The sequence below is a fragment of the Actinoplanes sp. OR16 genome (assembly GCF_004001265.1).
Taxonomy (GTDB): domain Bacteria; phylum Actinomycetota; class Actinomycetes; order Mycobacteriales; family Micromonosporaceae; genus Actinoplanes.
Genome location: NZ_AP019371.1, coordinates 3,277,970 through 3,293,995 on the forward strand (window position 1 = coordinate 3,277,970; position 16,026 = coordinate 3,293,995).

The following is a 16,026-nucleotide window of genomic DNA, read 5'->3' on the forward strand; positions in this document are numbered from 1 at the left end:
GGGGTTATTTGCATCTGTATGGTCGCGCAGTACGGCCCGGGAAGGGGGAGAACAGATGCGGGTGTTCCGCACGATCCTCGGCATGCTCCTACTGACCATCGGACTGCCCGCGCTGCTGGCGGGTGGAGTCCTGTGGGCGGCGATGCAGCATCGCGATCCGGGCGGCGCGTTCAGTGGTGAGCTACAGCGGCTCGCCGTACCCGGATACGCCGTGGTGGTCCCCGACGTCGACCGGCTGCTGCGCGACGACGCGCCGCTCGCCCGCATCGGCGACACCCAGCTCCGGCTGGCCGCGGCCACCACCGACGGTCCCGCCTTCGTCGGCCTCGCCCCCGCCGCCGACGTCGACCTCTACCTCGCCGGGGTGCCGCACACCCGAGTGGGCGGCATCGACCTGGGCACCGGGGCGCTTCCGGTCACCTCGGCGCGGGTCGCCGGACCCCGCGTGCCGGCCGGCATCCCCGGTCAGCAGGCGTTCTGGACCCGTACCGGGGTGGGGCAGGTCAGCTTCGTCCCCTCCGAGTTGAACGGTGGGCCGTACAGCCTGGTGCTGATGACCGCCGGCGGCAGCCCGGTGAACCGGCTCGCCACCGTCGCCGAGGTCCGCCCGAGCTGGCTGAACTCGAGCACCTGGGGCCTGATCACGCTCGGCACCCTGCTCGTCATGGCCGGCGTCGTCGTCGCCGTCTGGCCGGGCCGCCGTCGCGAGGTCGTCTACGTCGTCGAGCCCAGCCAGGTCCCGGATCTGATGCATGCGATCGGCGCGCCGCTCCCGCACCTGGGTGGCGGCGGCCCGCGTCAGGGTGGAGCACACCGCCCGCGCACGCTCGCCGACTCCCGCCCGGTCCGGCCGGTCCGCCCGCCCGCGCTCCCCGAATTCTCCTGGCCGCCGAAGCCGGCCGCGGCTCTCCCTTCCTCCGGCCTCCCTTCCTCCGGCCTCCCGCCCGCGGGTCTCGCGTCCTCAGGCCTTCCGTCCTCCGGTCCTTCCGCCGCTCTCGCCGCTCCCAGCCGGTCCGCTACCGGCGCGCAGACGCCCGCGCCCGGCCGCCCACTCAACCTCCTCGGTGACACCCCGGCCATGTCCGGCCTCCAGCCAGGCCCGATCCCGGCCCGGCGTGCCAATCGCCGCGCGCCCAACCCGAGCGACATCCCCGAGTTCCACGCCACCGCCGTAGGCGCCTGGGTAGCCGCCACCGCCCCCGAACGAGCCCGCCAGACCGAAGCCCGGGCAGCTGCCCGGTTGCGCGAAGCGGCGGCCCGCAAGGCAGGACTTCTTCCAGGCCAGACCACTACGGACGTACGCGAACCCGCCCGCGCCACCACCTCCCCTTCGATCACGGCCCCGCGCCGGGGAGGCGCCGAAGAGGACGGCTCTCCGAAGCCCGGCTCGTCCTCCGACCAGGTCACCCAGCCGGCGTCCCCGCCGAAGCCTGACGCGCCCCGGGTGCCGTCCCGCCAGACCACTCGTCCGGCCACCCTCGCGGAGGCGCCGAGGCAGGGCTCGAAGAAGTCCCGCAAGGAGCAGCGCACGGCCCAGGCAGACGTTCCGGAGAAGGCCGCCGCGACGCAGCCGTACTCCCGGATCGCCCTGCACACCGGCCCGGCAGCCACGGACTGGACAGCCGTAGGTCTGACCCGCCTGGCGCCGTTCCACCCCACACAGCCCTCGATCCCGCCAGCCCACCCAGCAGCGACCGAGCCCACCCCCACCCGCGCCGAGCCCGCATCCACCCAGGCCGAGCCGTCGGTCACCCAGGCCGAACCGGCAGCCACCCTGGCCGAGCCGTCAGTCACCCAGGCCGAGCCGTCAGTCACCCAGGCCGAGCCGGAGGCCACCGCCACCCTGGCCGAGCCCCCATCCACCCAGGCCGAGCCGGAGGCCACCACCACTCTGGCCGAGCCCATGACCGCCGGGACCAAGCCGGCACCTGCCCAGGCCGAGCCCGTGATTGCCGAGGCCGCCTCCAAGCCTCCGGTCTGGCCGCCGGTAGGCGTCACCGAGACCGAAGAACCCGCCACCCCGAAGAAGCCGATCGTCCCCATTCCGGCCCGCCCGGCGAACGAGGCGACCGAGCCGAGCGCCTCCACTACGGAGATTCCGCCCGCTCTGGACCGCAACGCCGAGGCGACCACCGGCCAGGAAGAAACGCCGGCGAAGGACTCTCCCGAGAACCCGCCCCAGCGAGCCTCGATCCACACCGCCGAGGCAGGCATCCCAGCGCCGATCTCCGACGAGAAGTCGAGCGTCGCCGCCGGCACCGAGTCGAGCGACGCCGCCGGCGCCGAGCCGGCTACCGACCCGGCGCCTGGAACCGCTGACGTGCCCTCGCGAGCCTCGATGCACGCGGTGGAAGCGAACGGCCTCGCGGAACTCGACAAGAACAAGCCCGAGGAAACCGCAGGTGAGCCCACGCGGACGACGGCCGGCAAACCAGCCCGCAAGAACAACCCGCTGACCCGGGCCCAGAACCGCCTCGCCGGCAAGCCCATGCCCGCCACTCAGGGAAAGCCGGCCGCCGCGTCAGGAAAGTTGGGGGCTGCGCCAGGGAAGCCGGGGGCTGTCATGCCGGGCAAGCCGGGTACCGCCCGTCGCGCACCAGCCGCCTGGATCAAAGCCGCAGAGAAGGCAGCCGAAAAAGCCGCCGAGTCCGTAGCGGCCAGAGCCACCAGCCGAACCGAGCCCGCCGAAGCCACCGCGCCCGAGCCGATCCGAGCCGCACCCAAGCGCACGGCACCCGAGCCGACCCGAGCCGCACCCAAGCCCACCGCGCCTGAGCCGATCCGAGTTTCGCCCAAGCCCACCGCGCCTGAGTCGAGCCGAGCCACGCCCGGGCCTACCACGGCCGAGCCGACCCGAGTTTCGCCCAAGTCCTCCGAAGACGTGCCGAAGCTGATCGAAACAGGGAAGTCGGTCGCGCCTAACGACAGAACCGAAAAATCAGATAAGTCGGGTGAGGGGCCAACTCCAGCTCCCGCTTCGGCGCAGTCCTCGACCGCGGTTGCCGTCTCGGGTAGAGGTGAGACGCCCAATGCCGCTCCGGCTGCCGCTCAGGCGCAGGCCAAGTCGCCGAAGGTGAATACCGCGCCGGCTGTCGTCCAGGGTGAGGCTCAACCTCAGCTCTCCAATCCGGCGCGGAGGCCCAAGCCGAAGCCGGCGCCCGCGGCGAAGGACAAGAAGGTGCTGAGCTATCGCGAGGAAGCCGCCGAACTTCTGGCGGCCAGTTCGGAGCGCCGCCGTAAACGGACCGTCGGGGGCCGTGACCGCCCCGAAGAGTGACCGCCTTGAAGAGTGACCGCCCCGAAGAGTGACTGCCCAAGAGTGACCGAAGCCGGGCCGCTGACGCGACGTCAGCGGCCCGTTCTCATAGCGGTCAGAAGCTGACCGCATACGCGCATAGCGTTCGGCCCATGAGAGTCCTCTCCCGGCGCGAGCTGAACCGCACCTACCTGGTCCGCCAGCTGCTGGCCGGCCGCACGGACCGGACCGCTGCCGAGGCCGTCGCTCATCTGGTCGCGCTGCAAGGCCAGGAGTCCGACTCGCCCTATCTCAGTCTCTGGTCGCGCCTTCCCGGATTCCGGCACGACGACCTGACCGGCCTGCTCGGCGACCGGATCGTCGTTCGCAGTGCGCTTCTCCGGGGCACCCAGCATCTCTGCACCGCCGAGGATTTTCGCTGGCTGAGGCCGACGTTGCAGCCGAGCCTGGACCGGTTCGCCGGGCGCGGCGGGCGGCTCGACGGGCTCGATCAGGACGCGCTCGTCGAGGCGGCTCGGGAGATATTGGCCGACGGGCCGGTCGGCCGCCCGGAGATCACCCGCCGGCTGGCCGCGAAGTTTCCCGGGGTCGACGCGGACTGGCTGAAGTTGGTCGTACATCTGAGGTTGGCTCTTCTGCATCCACCGCCGGCCGGAACGTGGCGGCACCGAGGGCGAGTGGCGTGTGTGCTCGCCGAGGATTGGATCGGGCAGCCGCTGGCGCCGGGTCCGTCGCCGGAGACGCTTGTGCTGCGATACCTGGCGGCGTTCGGCCCGGCTTCGGTGAAGGACATTCAGGTGTGGTCGGGTCTGACGCGTCTGCGAGGGCTGGTGGCCGGGCTGCGGGTTTTCAAGAACGAGAAAGGCGTTGATCTGTACGACCTGCCGGACGCGCCACTGGCGGACGAGGGTGTCCCGGCTCCCGTGGTGTTCCTGACCGAATTCGACAATGCGCTTCTCGGGCATGCCGACCGCGATCGGATCATCCACCCGGTTGACCGGCCGTTGATTACGCCGGGCTGGTCGATCGTGCGGCCGACGGTGCTGGTGGACGGCTTCGCGGAAGCCACCTGGTCGATCAGCGGTTCGGCGGTGACCGTGGCGCCGTTCCGGCCGCTGTCCGCGAAGGATCGGGCGGCGGTCGAGGCGGAGGGTGAGCGGCTGCTGGCGTTCGCGGCGCCGGGGGAGAAGCCGGAGATCCGGTGGGCGGATGCCGAAAGGGCCCTCCGCGCTGCCGACACGGAGGGCCCTTTACCGGGGGGAACGGAGTAACCGAAGGGGGGCTTCGTCCGTTAAGTACACTTTACCCAACAATCGGCCAACTGGGAAGTCCGGCTACCAAACCGGACAAACCGCTGGTTACCTGCTCGCGGCAACCGGCGGTGGTGGACTCGGGCGTACGCTGGACGCCGTGGCGGATCTTCTGGTGTGGATCGACTGTGAGATGACCGGACTCGACCTGGGCAAGGACAAGCTCATCGAGGTCGCGGCGCTCGTTACCGATCCCGATCTCAACGTGCTCGGCGAGGGCGTCGACCTGGTGATTCATGCGGACGACGCGGCGCTCGACGCGATGCCGCCGGTGGTGCGCGACATGCATGCGAAATCCGGCCTGACCGAAGAGGTGCGCCGCTCGGCGATCACCATGGCGGAGGCGGAGGAGGCGGTCCTCGCGTACATCAAGGAGTTCGTTCCCAATCCCCGGACCGCACCGCTCTGCGGCAACTCGATCGCGACCGACCGCGGCTTCCTGGCCCGCGACATGCCGGCCCTCGACGCGCACCTGCACTACCGGATGATCGACGTCTCCTCGATCAAGGAGCTGTGCCGCCGGTGGTACCCCCGGGTGTACTTCGGTCAGCCCGCCAAGGGTCTGTCGCACCGCGCGCTCGCCGACATCCGGGAGAGCATCCGCGAGCTGGAGTACTACCGCCGCACGATCTTCGTCCCGCAGCCGGGACCGGACGTCGAGACGGCCAAGTCGATCGCCGCGGAGCTGTAAGACCCAACCCGCTCGACAGGCCGCCGGACGGTGTGGCTATGATTGTCCCGCAACACAGGGTTCGCCTTGTGAGCGTGGTGGTCGTAGCTCAGCTGGTAGAGCGCCGGCTTGTGGTGCCGGATGTCGCGGGTTCAAGTCCCGTCGATCACCCCACGTGAGAGAGGCCCGGTCTTCGGATCGGGCCTTTTTCTGTACGCCGTGAGCCCCGAATGTGAGCGCTCGCAGAAATTTTTCGGTAACCGGGCAACCTTTCCGCCCTCCGGGGCCACTGGGGTGTGGATCAATCCTCCGTTCCCCGGGAGACCCCCTCATGCTTGCCAAGCGCATCGTCGTACCGCTCTCGGTGCTGACCGTCGGCGCCGCGGCCGCGGTAGCCGGCGTTCTCCACGCCGAGGCTGCCGAAGCCGCCGCCTGTTCCGTCACGTACACCGTCGCCGGCCAGTGGAACAGCGGCTTCACCGGCGATGTGAAGGTCCGCAACACCGGTGGGGCGGCCGTCGACGGGTGGACGCTCGGCTTCACGTTCCCGTCCGGCCAGAAGATCGCCAGTGGCTGGAACGGGACCTGGGCCCAGAGCGGCAGCGCGGTGACAGTGAAGGACGCCGGCTGGAACCGGAGCATCGCGCCGGGTTCGCAGGTGGCGGTCGGCTTCAACGGGACGTGGAGCGGCGGCAACGCGGCGCCGGCGGTGTTCACCGTGAACGGGGTGACGTGCAGCGGGCCGGCGGCCGTCAGTCCCGCCGCTTCCCCCTCGGCTTCCAAGATCGCGACTGCTTCCCCCTCGACTTCCAAGATCGCGACTGCTGCGCCCGCGACTTCCAAGATCGCGACTGCTTCCCCCACGGCTTCCCAGGGTGCGGAGGACTGCACCGACTACGCCGCCCTGGTCCGCGGCAAGTTCTGGGTCAACAACAACGTCTGGGGCAAGGCCGACGGCGCCGGCTCCCAGTGCGTCAGGGAGAACGGCCTCAGCGGCGACAGCCTGAGCTGGGGCACGAGCTGGAACTGGACCGGCGACACCACGAAGGTCAAGTCGTACGCGAGCGCCGTGCTCGGCTGGCACTGGGGCTGGAAGGCGACCGGAACCGGCCTGCCGATCCGGCTCGGTGACGACAAGGCCGTGACCGCGAACTGGAACTTCCAGGTCACCCAGACGACCAGCAACATCATGAACGTCGCCTACGACCTGTGGCTGCACGACGTCGCGAACCCGGACTGGCAGGACAACCCGACCGACGAGGTCATGGTCTGGCTCTACAGGTCGGGTGGCGCCGGCCCGGTCGGCACCAAGCAGGCGACGGTGACGATCGCCGGGACCACCTGGGATCTCTACAAGGGGAACATCGGCTGGAACGTGTACTCGTTCGTCCGTACGTCGAACACCTCGTCCGCCGCCCTGGACCTCACCGCCTTCACCGACGACCTGGTCGCCCGGGGCTGGCTCACCACCAGCAAGTACCTCTCCAGCGTGCAGGCCGGCACCGAGATCTTCACCGGGTCGGGCCGTCTCGACACCACCGCTTACTCCGTGAAGATCGGCTGACGCAGGCCGTCCCGTGCCCCCACTTACGGTCAGGAACAGTGGCTTGTCCGATTTGGAGATCGAATACGCCTTCCGGCGTTTCTTCGACGACCATCACGCCGACCTGTCCCGCCTCGCCTACCTGGTGACCGGGGACTCCCAGGCTGCCGATGATCTGGCGGCTGACGCGTTCGTGGAGGTGTGGCGGCACTGGGAGCGTGTCCAGGCCGCGCAGAGCCCGATCGCGTACGCTCGCGGCATCGTGACCAACCTGGCCCGTCAATGGATCAAGCGGCAGAGCCGGGAGCGCGCCGGCGTTCTGCGGCTCGGCCTGCTGCGCCGGGATCGGGTCGAGAGCGACACCCCCGCGGTCCTCGACGTGCGCCAGGCGCTGCAGCGCCTTCCGCAGCGTCGCCGGGAGTGCGTCATTCTCCGGTACGCCTTCGACGTCCCGGAGAAAGAGGTCGCAGCGATCCTCGGCATCTCGGTCGGGGCCGTGAAGAGTCACACCTCGCGTGGTGCCGCGCAGTTGAGCGATTACCTGCGGGGCATGCCGCTGATGATGGGCGGCCTCCATGGCTGAGCATCCGGACCTCGGCCGGGTGCTGCGTCAGGAGGCCGACCGGCACGTACCGGATCGGGACGCGATCCTCACCCGGGTGGCCCGGCGCCGGGGTGAGCCGGTCCGCGGCAGGTGGTCGTTCCTCGCCCTGCGACCGGTTGCGGCGGCCGCCTCGGTGGTGGCGACCCTCGTGCTGGGGGTCGCTGGTGTCAAGCTGGCCGGGGAGCGTACCGAGCCTGATCAGATCCCGGCCGCGACCGGCACGAGCGCCCCGGCGTCCCCGTCTGCCTCGCCGTCGCCCTCGTCATCGCCGTCGCCGTCCTCATCACCGGCTGTCACCCATCGGGCGCCGGTCACCGAGACGTCGCCCGCGGCTCCGAAGTGGACTCCGGCGGCTGGTTACCTGAGCTCGGCCGCCGAGGTGGACTCGCACTCGAACGAGACCTGGGCGCAGGGAAACCTCGTCCTCACGACGTCCGAAACCATTACTGAGCTCGATGTGATCGTGAGCGTCGCGCGTACCGGGAAGATCTCTCGAGCCGGGCAGTGGACCTCCATCCCGACCGAGATGATCACGATGATCGTGACCGAGGAGAAGGACGCGCTGCTCTACCGGTTCACACTGCACGACGGCGCGACGCTGGCGCCGGGGGAGTACACGTTCGCGGCGCAGTACCTGCACGCCACCGGGAAGCGCGACGCGACCGCTGACAGTTACGGCGCCATCGCGTCGGCCGGCGACCGCAAGGTGGAAGTCACCGGCGCGTTCACCAGTTGATCGACTCCCGACAGCGGATGCACAGCGTCATGTTGGATGATCATCTGATGGTTGCTGTCAGTGCTGACGACTACGCCTGGTTCACCGAGCAGTACGCGGACCTCGCCGATGCCTACTGCCTCACGCTGGTTCGCGGGCGCACCCCCGCCGAGCTGCTGGAACAGGTAGGCGCCGTCAGCCCGGTCCGGTCGGTGGGCGTGCAGCGGGTGACCTCGTTCGCGGTGGCGGCGGCTTCGCTCGGTGACTGGACTCTGCTGATCACGGCTGCGCCGGTGAACGGCCGTCACCTGTCGCGCGGAACCGTCCTCGTCTCGCACTCCGGTGACGCCTTCGTCTGGGCCCGCGACGGTGAGCTGCTGCTGGAGTTCGATCCGGCCGACGCCACCCGCCGCACCGGCACCGATCCGGACGCCCTCGTCGATGTCCTCGATCGGCTGGGTTTCGCACTGTCCTCCGACGGCGAGGGTGGCTGGGGTTCCGGCGCCCTGCAACGGGAGCGGTCGCTCGCTCTCGCCGAACAGCTGACCGGTGCCAGCCTCACCCTCACAGCCCTGGAATCGACGACTTTCACCTGCGGCACCCTGCCCCTCGTCTCGGAGGGCCAGCCTGCCGCCGGCGCCGCCGGTGTTGTCGCTGCCGCCGCGCCGGCTCGCTCGACCGTCCCGGCGGCTCGTTCGGGTGCTCGGCCTGCGGCGAAGGCGGAACGCTGGGACGAGGAATACGACGCCCCCGACGACGACTGGTCCGACGCCGCCACCGACGAGGACGGCGAAACCGAGAACGACGAGCGCGAGTGGCCCCGCCTGATCGCCAAGGTCCGCCGGGCCTTCAGCTGACCGTCAGCGTCGCCAGGTGGGCTTCCAGTTCGGCGGCCGCGTCGGACGGCTCCAGATGTCCGGCGAGCACGTGAACGCTCAGGCCGTCGATCACCGCGTTCAACCGGCGGGTCTGTGATAGCTGCTGCGCCGGGGTGAGATCGGGCAGCAGGTAGCGGATCACGTCCCGGCACAGCTCGGACATTCCGATGAGGATCTTCCGCTGCACCGCGGCCAGGACCGGATCGCCGAGCCCGAGCGCCAGGAACGCGAACGTGATCGACGCCTCGACGTGCCGCTCCTCGTCCATCGGCATGGTCTCGAGCAGCAGCCGCCGGGCCGCGTCGATCGGCTCACCCTCCGGCTTCAGCCCGATGATCCGCTCGGTGACCCGCGTCAGCACCTGCTCACAGGCGAAGGCGAGCAGCTCGTCCCGCGTAGCGAAGTAGTGCCGCAGTGCCCCCGACGACCACCCCGACTCAGTCGCCACGGTCCGTATCGAGATGGCAGCCACCCCGTCCCGGGTGATCACCCGCCACACGGCGTCGGCGAGCTCCCGGCGGCGTTCCTCGTGATCCACGATTTTCGGCACGTTCCGATCATCGCACGGTCGTGTTATAAAGAAATAACACGACCGTGTGAAAAAGATCGGGGGAGTCACATGATCGCGCTGATCGTGGCGTGCGAGATCGGTTTCTGGGCGCTGCTGTCAGCCGGCCTCTTCACTCGCTATGTGCTGAAGTGGCCCAGGCTGAGCGCGGCGCTGCTGATCGCCGTCCCGGTGGTCGACGTGCTGCTGCTCGTCGCCACCGCCATAGACCTGAGGCGAGGCGCCGAGCCCGCCCTCGGCCACGGCCTGGCAGCGGTCTACCTGGCAGTCACCGTCGTCTTCGGCCACCGCATGATCAGGTGGGCCGACGCCCGCTTCGCGCACCGCTTCGCGGGCGGCCCGCCCCCGAAGAAGGCTCCCCGAGGAGGCCGTGAACACGCGGCCCGCGAACGCCGAGCGTGGCTCGAACATCTGCTCGCCTACGTCCTGGGCGCCGCCTTCCTGGCCGTCTTCACCGTGATAGGAGGCGGCCTGGACAACACGGCCCCCCTCTGGAACGTGATGGGGACGTGGTCGCTGGTCCTGGCGATCGACTTCCTGATCTCCTTCAGCTACACCCTCCACCCCCGGAAACCCTGACACGAAGAAGCGCGGGCCTGGTCTGGGAAGACCGGGCCCGCGCTTCTCGGGTCATTCAGGCGCTGTCAGAGATAGCTGCCCTTTTTGTACTCTTCGTAGCTCATGTTCCAGTCGGTCCAGCCGTTGCCGTTCTTGAGCTTGTCCTCGGTGCCCTTGACGGTGATCACATCGCCCATCATGGTGCGGTCGAAGAGCCACTTGCCCATGGCCTCGGAGACGTTGACGCAACCGTGGGAGACGTTGCGTTGGCCCTGCTGGCCCTCGGACCACGGCGCGGCGTGGATGAACTGGCCGCTGTAGGTGATGCGCTGCGCCCAGTCGATGTCGGTGCGGTAACCGCCGTCGGGATCGGTGTCGGTGGTGTCGAAGACGGTGTGTGCCTTCTTCTCCATGACGACCATGGTGCCGCTGGAGGACGGCGTCTTCGGCTTGCCGAGGCTCACCGGGAGGGTCTTGATGACCTTGCCGTCCTGCTTGACGGTCATCTTCTTGGTCTTGTTGTCGACCGTCATGATGAGGGAGCGGCCGACCTTCATGTCCACCGTCAGGTCGGAGCGGCCGTACCACCCGTCGCCGAGCTTCACGCCCTTCAGCTGGACCTTGTAGAAGATCTTCGAGCCGGCTTTCCAGTACGTCTTGGGGCGGAAGTGGACCTCGGTGGAGGAGATCCAGCGCCAGGTGCCCTCCTGGGCCGGGGTGGCGGTGACCACCATGCGGCGCTCGACCTCGGCGCGGTACTTCTCCGGGATGGCGCGTCCGAACTTCATGATCAGCGGCATGCCGACACCGACGACGTTGCCGTCACCGAGGAAGCTCGTGACGCGAACCAAGTTCGCCGGCTTCTTCATCGTGGTGAACGTGCTGCTGACCGTGTTGTTCTTGCCTTCGGCCTCGGGGCCGGTGACGGTCACCGTGTACTTGGTGGCCCAGTTCAGCGACTGGCTCGGCTTCCAGACGTTGTCGTCCTTGTCGACAGTGCCCTTGACCTCGTTGCCCTTGGCGTCGGTCACCTTGACCGTGGTGTTGTCCGGGTCCTCGCTGTTGTACTTCACGTCGGACCAGGCCTCGACGCCTGTCGCATCGAGCGCCGGCGACGTGACCGCCACCGTGCTCAGCGTCGGCTCGGGCGACGGCGCCTCGGCGGCCGGTGCGGCGCTGCTGCCGCCCTCGGCCGTGCTGCCGCCCTGCCACGACGGCGAGTCGCCGCCGCTGCTGCACGCGGCAGTCAGCAGGAGCGTGCTCGCCAGCACCGTGACGACGGCCGCGCGCCATCGGCGACCCGACCGATTCCTACCCATGTCCATGGTCCCCTCACGGCGTCGTCTCTCCCGGCGCCCAATAGTGCTCCAAAAAAGCTTCACGACCAATCCCGGTTTTGTGCCGTAGTACCCCTATGGCGGGGCCGGAACACTCAGCCGAGATTCGACGGAACCTTCAACGCGCTGCCCTTGGCGAACTCTTCCCAGCTGACGTCCCAAGGCGTCCAGCCGTTGCCGTAGTCCAGCTCGTCCCCGGTGCCACGCACGGTGACCGGGTCGCCGACAAGCGTTTTGTCGAACAGCCACCGCGCATTCGATGGAGACACATTGACACATCCGTGCGACACATTCCGGTGACCTTGCGCACCGGTGGACCATGGCGCCGAATGGATGTACTGACCGCTCCAGGTCAGTCGCTGCGCGTACTGGATGTTGGTGCGGTAGCCGTCCGCCCCGTCGGTGTCCGTGGTGTCGAAGACGGTCTCGGCCATCTTCTGCATGACGACCATCGTGCCGCTCGACGACGGGGTGCTCTTCTTGCCGAGGCTGACCGGCATCGTCTTGACCGTCTTGCCGTCCTGGACGACCGTCATCTTCTTGGTCTTGTTGTCGACCTTCATCTCGAACTTGCGGCCGATCTTGGCGGTCGCCGACCGATCCTTGTCGCCGTAGATGTTCTCGCCGGTCTTCAGGCCGCCGACAGCGATCCGCACCTTGAGCACGGTGCCGGTCTTCCAGTATTCCGGGGCGCGGTAGTACGCCTGCGTGCCGTTGTCCGTCCATGACCAGGTGCCCGGCTGGGCCGGCGTGGTCTCGACGAACATCCGCTTCTGGACGGCCGCGCGGTCCTTCTTCTTGATGCCCGGGTTGAACTCGACGACGACCGGCATCGCCACGCCGTACGTGTGGTCGTCGAACAGGTAGAGCCCGGTGCCGGTCCGGCGGCCCGGCTCACCCATCGTGGTGAACGACGTCTTCTGCGTCTTCGCGACGCCGTCGGTGCCGGTCGCCACGACGGTCGCCTCGTACTTCTGTCTGGTCTTCAGCGGCTTGCTGGGCACCCAGGACGAGCCGTCCTCCCGGAAGTCGCCGGCCACCTTCTTGCCCTTGGCGTCGGTGACGGTGACGGACGTGACCTCGCCCCCGCTGACCTCGAGTCCGATCTCAGCGCTGACCGGCACGTTCTTCTTGTCCTTGGCCGGCGTGACGGTGAGCGACACCGGCTCGGCCTTGGTGGCGCTCTCCAGCACCGGCGCGGCCGCGGAGGCGCTGGGTGCGGGGGCCGCGTCGGCGGCGCCGGAGGAGGAGTCGTCGCTGCAGGCAGCGAGAGGGGTGATCACGGCAAGTGCCAGGATCGCCGCCAGGGAGCGGCGGAGGTCAACCATCATGGCCCCGTTCTTGAGTTCTCAGCGCAGACATACTGACTCATGAGCGCAAGTCGCGGGTCCTCCTTGCGGTCGCAAGTAACCGATTTCAAGGATCATCGGAGGCCGTGCTAACGTTTCTCTCGTTGCAGGGAGAGCGGCAAGGCAAGCGTCGCTAGCTCAACTGGCAGAGCAGCGGACTCTTAATCCGCGGGTTGTAGGTTCAAGTCCTACGCGACGCACTCTCTCCGGCATCAACCCCGACCCCCACGGGTCGGGGTTTTTTCATACCTCAGACCGAAACTTTCGGAACACATACGAAACTTGCCGTTGACACGGCGCCCGACCCTCCGAACAATGAGCAGCGACGATCGTCAATCGATGCATCCCCACGTCGAAAGGTGATCCCCATGCGTTGGCTCAGCGTCCTGGCTGTTGCCGCGGCACTCCTGATCGCCCCGTCCACCCCCGCCAGCGCCGCCGCCGATTGCGCGAACGGCTACGTCGGCCTGACCTACGACGACGGCCCGAACGCCGGCAATACGAACACCCTGCTCAACGCCCTGCGCAGCAACGGCCTGCGCGCCACCATGTTCAACACCGGGCAGAACGCCGCGGCGAACCCCGGTCTGGTCGCCGCACAGGTGGCGGCCGGGATGTGGGTGGCGAACCACAGCTACACCCACCCGCACATGCTCACCCTGAGCGCCGCCCAGATGAGCTCGGAACTATCGCGGACGCAGAGTGCGATCCAGTCGGCCGGCGGGGGCACCCCGGTGCTGTTCCGGCCGCCGTACGGAGAGACGAACGCCACCCTGCAGTCGGCGGCGTCCGCACTCGGCCTCCGGCAGATCATCTGGGACGTCGATTCGCAGGACTGGAACGGAGCCTCCACCGCGCAGATCGTGCAGGCCGCGAGCTCGCTGCAGAACGGCCAGATCATCCTGATGCACGACCAGTACGCGACGACGGTGGCCGCCGTTCCGCAGATCGCCGCGAACCTGCGCAGCCGTGGTCTCTGCGCCGGCATGATCTCCGCCACCACCGGGCGAGCCGTGGCGCCCGGCGGCACGACGACACCGCCACCCGGCAGCGGCTGCACCGCCACCTACAGCGAGGGCCAGAAGTGGGCGGACCGCTTCAACGGCCAGGTGACCGTCAGCGGGTCGAACAACTGGACGGTCACGGTGACCCTGCAGAGTCCGCAACGGATCATCGCGACCTGGAACGCGTCGGTGAGCTGGTCGTCGAGCACCGTGATGACCGCCCGGCCGAACGGCAGCGGCAACACGTTCGGCTTCACCGTCATGCACGGCGGCAACTGGAGTTGGCCGTCGCTCACGTGCGCGGCGGGTTAACCTGATTTGTGCCCCTGACCAGTGATGATCTGGACATGATCGCCGGCGGCGACCCTCGGACAGCGGTTACCGAGCTGGTCGCCGCCGTCGAGACTGACGGACTCGCCGACCCGGCCGACGCCGGTTACGCGCTGATGCTCGCGGCCGAGCTGACCGAGAAGCAGGGCGATCTGCCGCCGGCTCTCGGGCTCGTGGAACGGGCCATCGAGAGCTACCGGCTGGTGGAGGCCGCGGCCGACGGTTTCGCCCGGGCCCGGCGCGGCGAGCTGCTGTCCCGGTTGGGCCGGCAGGACGAGGCGATGGCCGTGTTCTCCGCGCTGCGGCCGCGGCTGGCCCGCGAGCCGGACGCCGCGTCGTACCTGGCCGAGGCCCTGGAGGAGTGCGGCGAGAGCGAGGTCGCCGAGCAGTGGCTCACGGCGGCGCTCAACACCGTCCTGGACCGACCGGAGACCGTGGATCGGGCCGTGCTCGCCAACGGGCTGTTGCAGAACCGGCGGCGGATCCGCCGCGAGCTGGAGATGCCGGTCGACGAGTTCGACGAGTTCGCCGACCGCATCCGCGCGAGTTCCAAGACCACCAAGGGCGGCGGGGCCGGGAGGACCGCGACGAACGATGCGGCCGGATCGAGCCAGGGCGTCATGTACTGGCCGCACGCCGAATACGACAAGGTGCTCCTGCGCTGGCCCGCCTTCGCCGACGTCTACGGCCACACCTGGGACGACCACCGAGCCGATCTGGAGAAGGCGCTCAGCGTCTGGACCGAGTCCGGCCAGTCCGGCTTCCGGCTCCACCCCGGTGAGGCCGACGGGCTGGCCGAACACGTGACCCGGCACGGCGGCGACCCGATGGACGCCGACGTCCGTGCCGGGTACGCGCGCCAGCTCGAGAGCCACGGTCCGGGCGCCGTCTGGCCGCCCGGTCGTAACGACGCGTGCTGGTGCGGTTCCGGGGCGAAGTACAAGAAATGCTGTCTGCCCCGGTCCCGCTGAGGTGCTCGCAGGGGTGTGCTAACGTTCTTTCTCGTTGGCAAGCGCTGCTAGCTCAACTGGCAGAGCAGCGGACTCTTAATCCGCGGGTTGTAGGTTCAAGTCCTACGCGGCGCACAACAAACGAAAGGCCCCGTTGCTGAGCAACGGGGCCTTTCGCTTGACGTCCCAACCGGCGGGCGAGATCACCGCGTCACGGTGAGGTGGCGAACTGGCCCATCACGCCGAGGCTGCCGACGACCACGATGAGCAGTGCGGTCACGGCGATGACCAGATAGCCCATGACCAGACCCGCGACCGCCATGCCGCGGCCGGTCTTCTGGCCGTGCTTGGTCTCGTTCAGGCCGATGTGGCCGAAGACCACCGCGAGCAGCGGGATCACGGCGTAGGTGCACCAGCCGATCAGCACGCCCACGATGCCCAGCACCAGCGACGCCACGGCCCAGCCGGACGTCGGCGGACCGGCCGCGATCGGCACGTAGGCGGGCGGCGGCGGATAGGCGGAGCCCTGTGGATAACCCGCCGGAGACTGTGGATAACCGGGTTCCGGGTATCCGGCCGGGCCTTTACCGGTGGCCGGCGGACCCGAGTACGGCTGACCCGAGTACGGCTGCTCGTAGGACGGCTGCTCGTAGGGGAGCGGCGCGTACGGCTGCGGCGGGAACGGCGTCGTCGACGAGAACGGCGCCGTGGGGTCGGCCGAGGGCGGCGGGTCGTAGGCCGGGGGGAGCGGCGTGGTCGGCTCGAACGGATCTTGCGGCGTTGGGTGCGACATCAGCTCCGGAGTTCCTGCCAGTGGGGGTCCACCCCCATTTGGACCGTTTGTTCATGCTGCCGCCCGGAGCCGTCCCTGGCTACTCGTCGAGACCCATTCGGTACGAAAATCCGACCCGGGTCGGCCGTACGGCCGTGATCCACGACAGGCCCGTAAAGTCA

Annotated in this window: 14 protein-coding genes and 3 tRNA genes; 13 read left to right on the plus strand and 4 right to left on the minus strand. The window is 68.9% G+C overall.

Annotation, left to right across the window (positions count from 1 at the left end):
- The first annotated feature begins 55 nt into the window (after positions 1-55).
- The 8 genes from EP757_RS15200 (at position 56) to EP757_RS15235 (ending at position 8,955) form a co-directional block, all read left to right on the plus strand.
- Positions 56-3,277: a hypothetical protein gene (locus EP757_RS15200; RefSeq protein WP_127546621.1), complete on the plus strand. Its 3,222-nt coding sequence runs from the start codon at positions 56-58 to the stop codon at positions 3,275-3,277.
- A 131-nt stretch (positions 3,278-3,408) separates the two neighbouring features.
- The gene (locus EP757_RS15205) at positions 3,409-4,527 is read left to right on the plus strand and encodes a winged helix DNA-binding domain-containing protein (RefSeq protein ID WP_127546623.1); all 1,119 of its coding nucleotides are present in this window, start codon (positions 3,409-3,411) and stop codon (positions 4,525-4,527) included.
- Between the two features lie 139 nt (positions 4,528-4,666).
- Positions 4,667-5,257 (plus strand): oligoribonuclease, encoded by a 591-nt coding sequence (gene orn, locus EP757_RS15210; RefSeq protein ID WP_127546625.1) that lies wholly within the window; start codon positions 4,667-4,669, stop codon positions 5,255-5,257.
- A 77-nt stretch (positions 5,258-5,334) separates the two neighbouring features.
- A tRNA-His gene (locus EP757_RS15215) sits at positions 5,335-5,410 on the plus strand.
- Between the two features lie 157 nt (positions 5,411-5,567).
- The gene (locus EP757_RS15220) at positions 5,568-6,800 is read left to right on the plus strand and encodes a cellulose binding domain-containing protein (protein WP_127546627.1); all 1,233 of its coding nucleotides are present in this window, start codon (positions 5,568-5,570) and stop codon (positions 6,798-6,800) included.
- A 43-nt stretch (positions 6,801-6,843) separates the two neighbouring features.
- Positions 6,844-7,362 carry a SigE family RNA polymerase sigma factor gene (locus EP757_RS15225; protein ID WP_127546628.1) on the plus strand — a complete coding sequence of 173 codons (519 nt, stop codon included), beginning with the start codon at positions 6,844-6,846 and terminating at the stop codon, positions 7,360-7,362.
- A complete protein-coding gene (locus EP757_RS15230; RefSeq protein WP_127546630.1) occupies positions 7,355-8,119 on the plus strand; it encodes a hypothetical protein in 765 nt (254 codons plus the stop codon). Before EP757_RS15225 ends, EP757_RS15230 begins: the two co-directional genes overlap by 8 nt.
- Positions 8,120-8,166: 47 nt before the next feature.
- Complete coding sequence (locus EP757_RS15235; protein ID WP_127546632.1) at positions 8,167-8,955, plus strand: DUF6461 domain-containing protein; 789 nt, start codon at positions 8,167-8,169, stop codon at positions 8,953-8,955.
- On the opposite strand, the gene EP757_RS15240 is transcribed toward EP757_RS15235, so the two are convergent.
- On the minus strand, positions 8,948-9,526 hold the full coding sequence (locus tag EP757_RS15240; RefSeq protein WP_127546634.1) for a TetR/AcrR family transcriptional regulator: 579 nt from the start codon (positions 9,524-9,526) through the stop codon (positions 8,948-8,950). The genes EP757_RS15235 and EP757_RS15240 overlap by 8 nt on opposite strands.
- 69 nt (positions 9,527-9,595) lie before the next feature.
- Between EP757_RS15240 and EP757_RS15245 the strand changes: the two genes are divergently transcribed.
- Positions 9,596-10,123, plus strand: coding sequence for a hypothetical protein (locus tag EP757_RS15245; RefSeq protein WP_127546636.1), 528 nt, complete (start codon positions 9,596-9,598; stop codon positions 10,121-10,123).
- A gap of 65 nt (positions 10,124-10,188) precedes the next feature.
- On the opposite strand, the gene EP757_RS15250 is transcribed toward EP757_RS15245, so the two are convergent.
- Together EP757_RS15250 and EP757_RS15255 are read right to left on the minus strand one after the other, a co-directional pair.
- On the minus strand, positions 10,189-11,427 hold the full coding sequence (locus tag EP757_RS15250; RefSeq protein WP_127546638.1) for an Ig-like domain-containing protein: 1,239 nt from the start codon (positions 11,425-11,427) through the stop codon (positions 10,189-10,191).
- 107 nt (positions 11,428-11,534) lie between these two features.
- Positions 11,535-12,767, minus strand: a complete 1,233-nt coding sequence (locus EP757_RS15255; RefSeq protein ID WP_127554252.1) for an Ig-like domain-containing protein — start codon at positions 12,765-12,767, stop codon at positions 11,535-11,537.
- Between the two features lie 148 nt (positions 12,768-12,915).
- On the opposite strand from EP757_RS15255, the gene EP757_RS15260 reads away from it, so the two are divergent.
- From EP757_RS15260 to EP757_RS15275, 4 genes are all read left to right on the plus strand, one after another.
- Positions 12,916-12,988, plus strand: a tRNA-Lys gene (locus EP757_RS15260).
- Positions 12,989-13,156: 168 nt separating this feature from the next.
- On the plus strand, positions 13,157-14,104 hold the full coding sequence (locus tag EP757_RS15265; protein WP_127546640.1) for a polysaccharide deacetylase family protein: 948 nt from the start codon (positions 13,157-13,159) through the stop codon (positions 14,102-14,104).
- A 35-nt stretch (positions 14,105-14,139) separates the two neighbouring features.
- The gene (locus EP757_RS15270; RefSeq protein WP_160165798.1) at positions 14,140-15,093 is read left to right on the plus strand and encodes an SEC-C domain-containing protein; all 954 of its coding nucleotides are present in this window, start codon (positions 14,140-14,142) and stop codon (positions 15,091-15,093) included.
- A 41-nt stretch (positions 15,094-15,134) separates the two neighbouring features.
- Positions 15,135-15,207 (plus strand) — tRNA-Lys (locus tag EP757_RS15275).
- A 76-nt stretch (positions 15,208-15,283) separates the two neighbouring features.
- On the opposite strand, the gene EP757_RS15280 is transcribed toward EP757_RS15275, so the two are convergent.
- Complete coding sequence (locus EP757_RS15280) at positions 15,284-15,865, minus strand: DUF4190 domain-containing protein (RefSeq protein ID WP_127546644.1); 582 nt, start codon at positions 15,863-15,865, stop codon at positions 15,284-15,286.
- Positions 15,866-16,026 lie beyond the last annotated feature (161 nt).

Coding starts and splice junctions, on each gene's coding strand:
- EP757_RS15200 (WP_127546621.1), top strand. CDS start 56: ATGCGGGTGTTCCGCACGATCCTCGGCATGCTCCTACTGACCATCGGA.
- EP757_RS15205 (WP_127546623.1), top strand. CDS start 3,409: ATGAGAGTCCTCTCCCGGCGCGAGCTGAACCGCACCTACCTGGTCCGC.
- EP757_RS15220 (WP_127546627.1), top strand. CDS start 5,568: ATGCTTGCCAAGCGCATCGTCGTACCGCTCTCGGTGCTGACCGTCGGC.
- EP757_RS15230 (WP_127546630.1), top strand. CDS start 7,355: ATGGCTGAGCATCCGGACCTCGGCCGGGTGCTGCGTCAGGAGGCCGAC.
- EP757_RS15235 (WP_127546632.1), top strand. CDS start 8,167: ATGGTTGCTGTCAGTGCTGACGACTACGCCTGGTTCACCGAGCAGTAC.
- EP757_RS15245 (WP_127546636.1), top strand. CDS start 9,596: ATGATCGCGCTGATCGTGGCGTGCGAGATCGGTTTCTGGGCGCTGCTG.
- EP757_RS15250 (WP_127546638.1), bottom strand. CDS start 11,427: ATGGACATGGGTAGGAATCGGTCGGGTCGCCGATGGCGCGCGGCCGTC.
- EP757_RS15255 (WP_127554252.1), bottom strand. CDS start 12,767: ATGGTTGACCTCCGCCGCTCCCTGGCGGCGATCCTGGCACTTGCCGTG.
- EP757_RS15265 (WP_127546640.1), top strand. CDS start 13,157: ATGCGTTGGCTCAGCGTCCTGGCTGTTGCCGCGGCACTCCTGATCGCC.
- EP757_RS15270 (WP_160165798.1), top strand. CDS start 14,140: ATGATCGCCGGCGGCGACCCTCGGACAGCGGTTACCGAGCTGGTCGCC.
- EP757_RS15280 (WP_127546644.1), bottom strand. CDS start 15,865: ATGTCGCACCCAACGCCGCAAGATCCGTTCGAGCCGACCACGCCGCTC.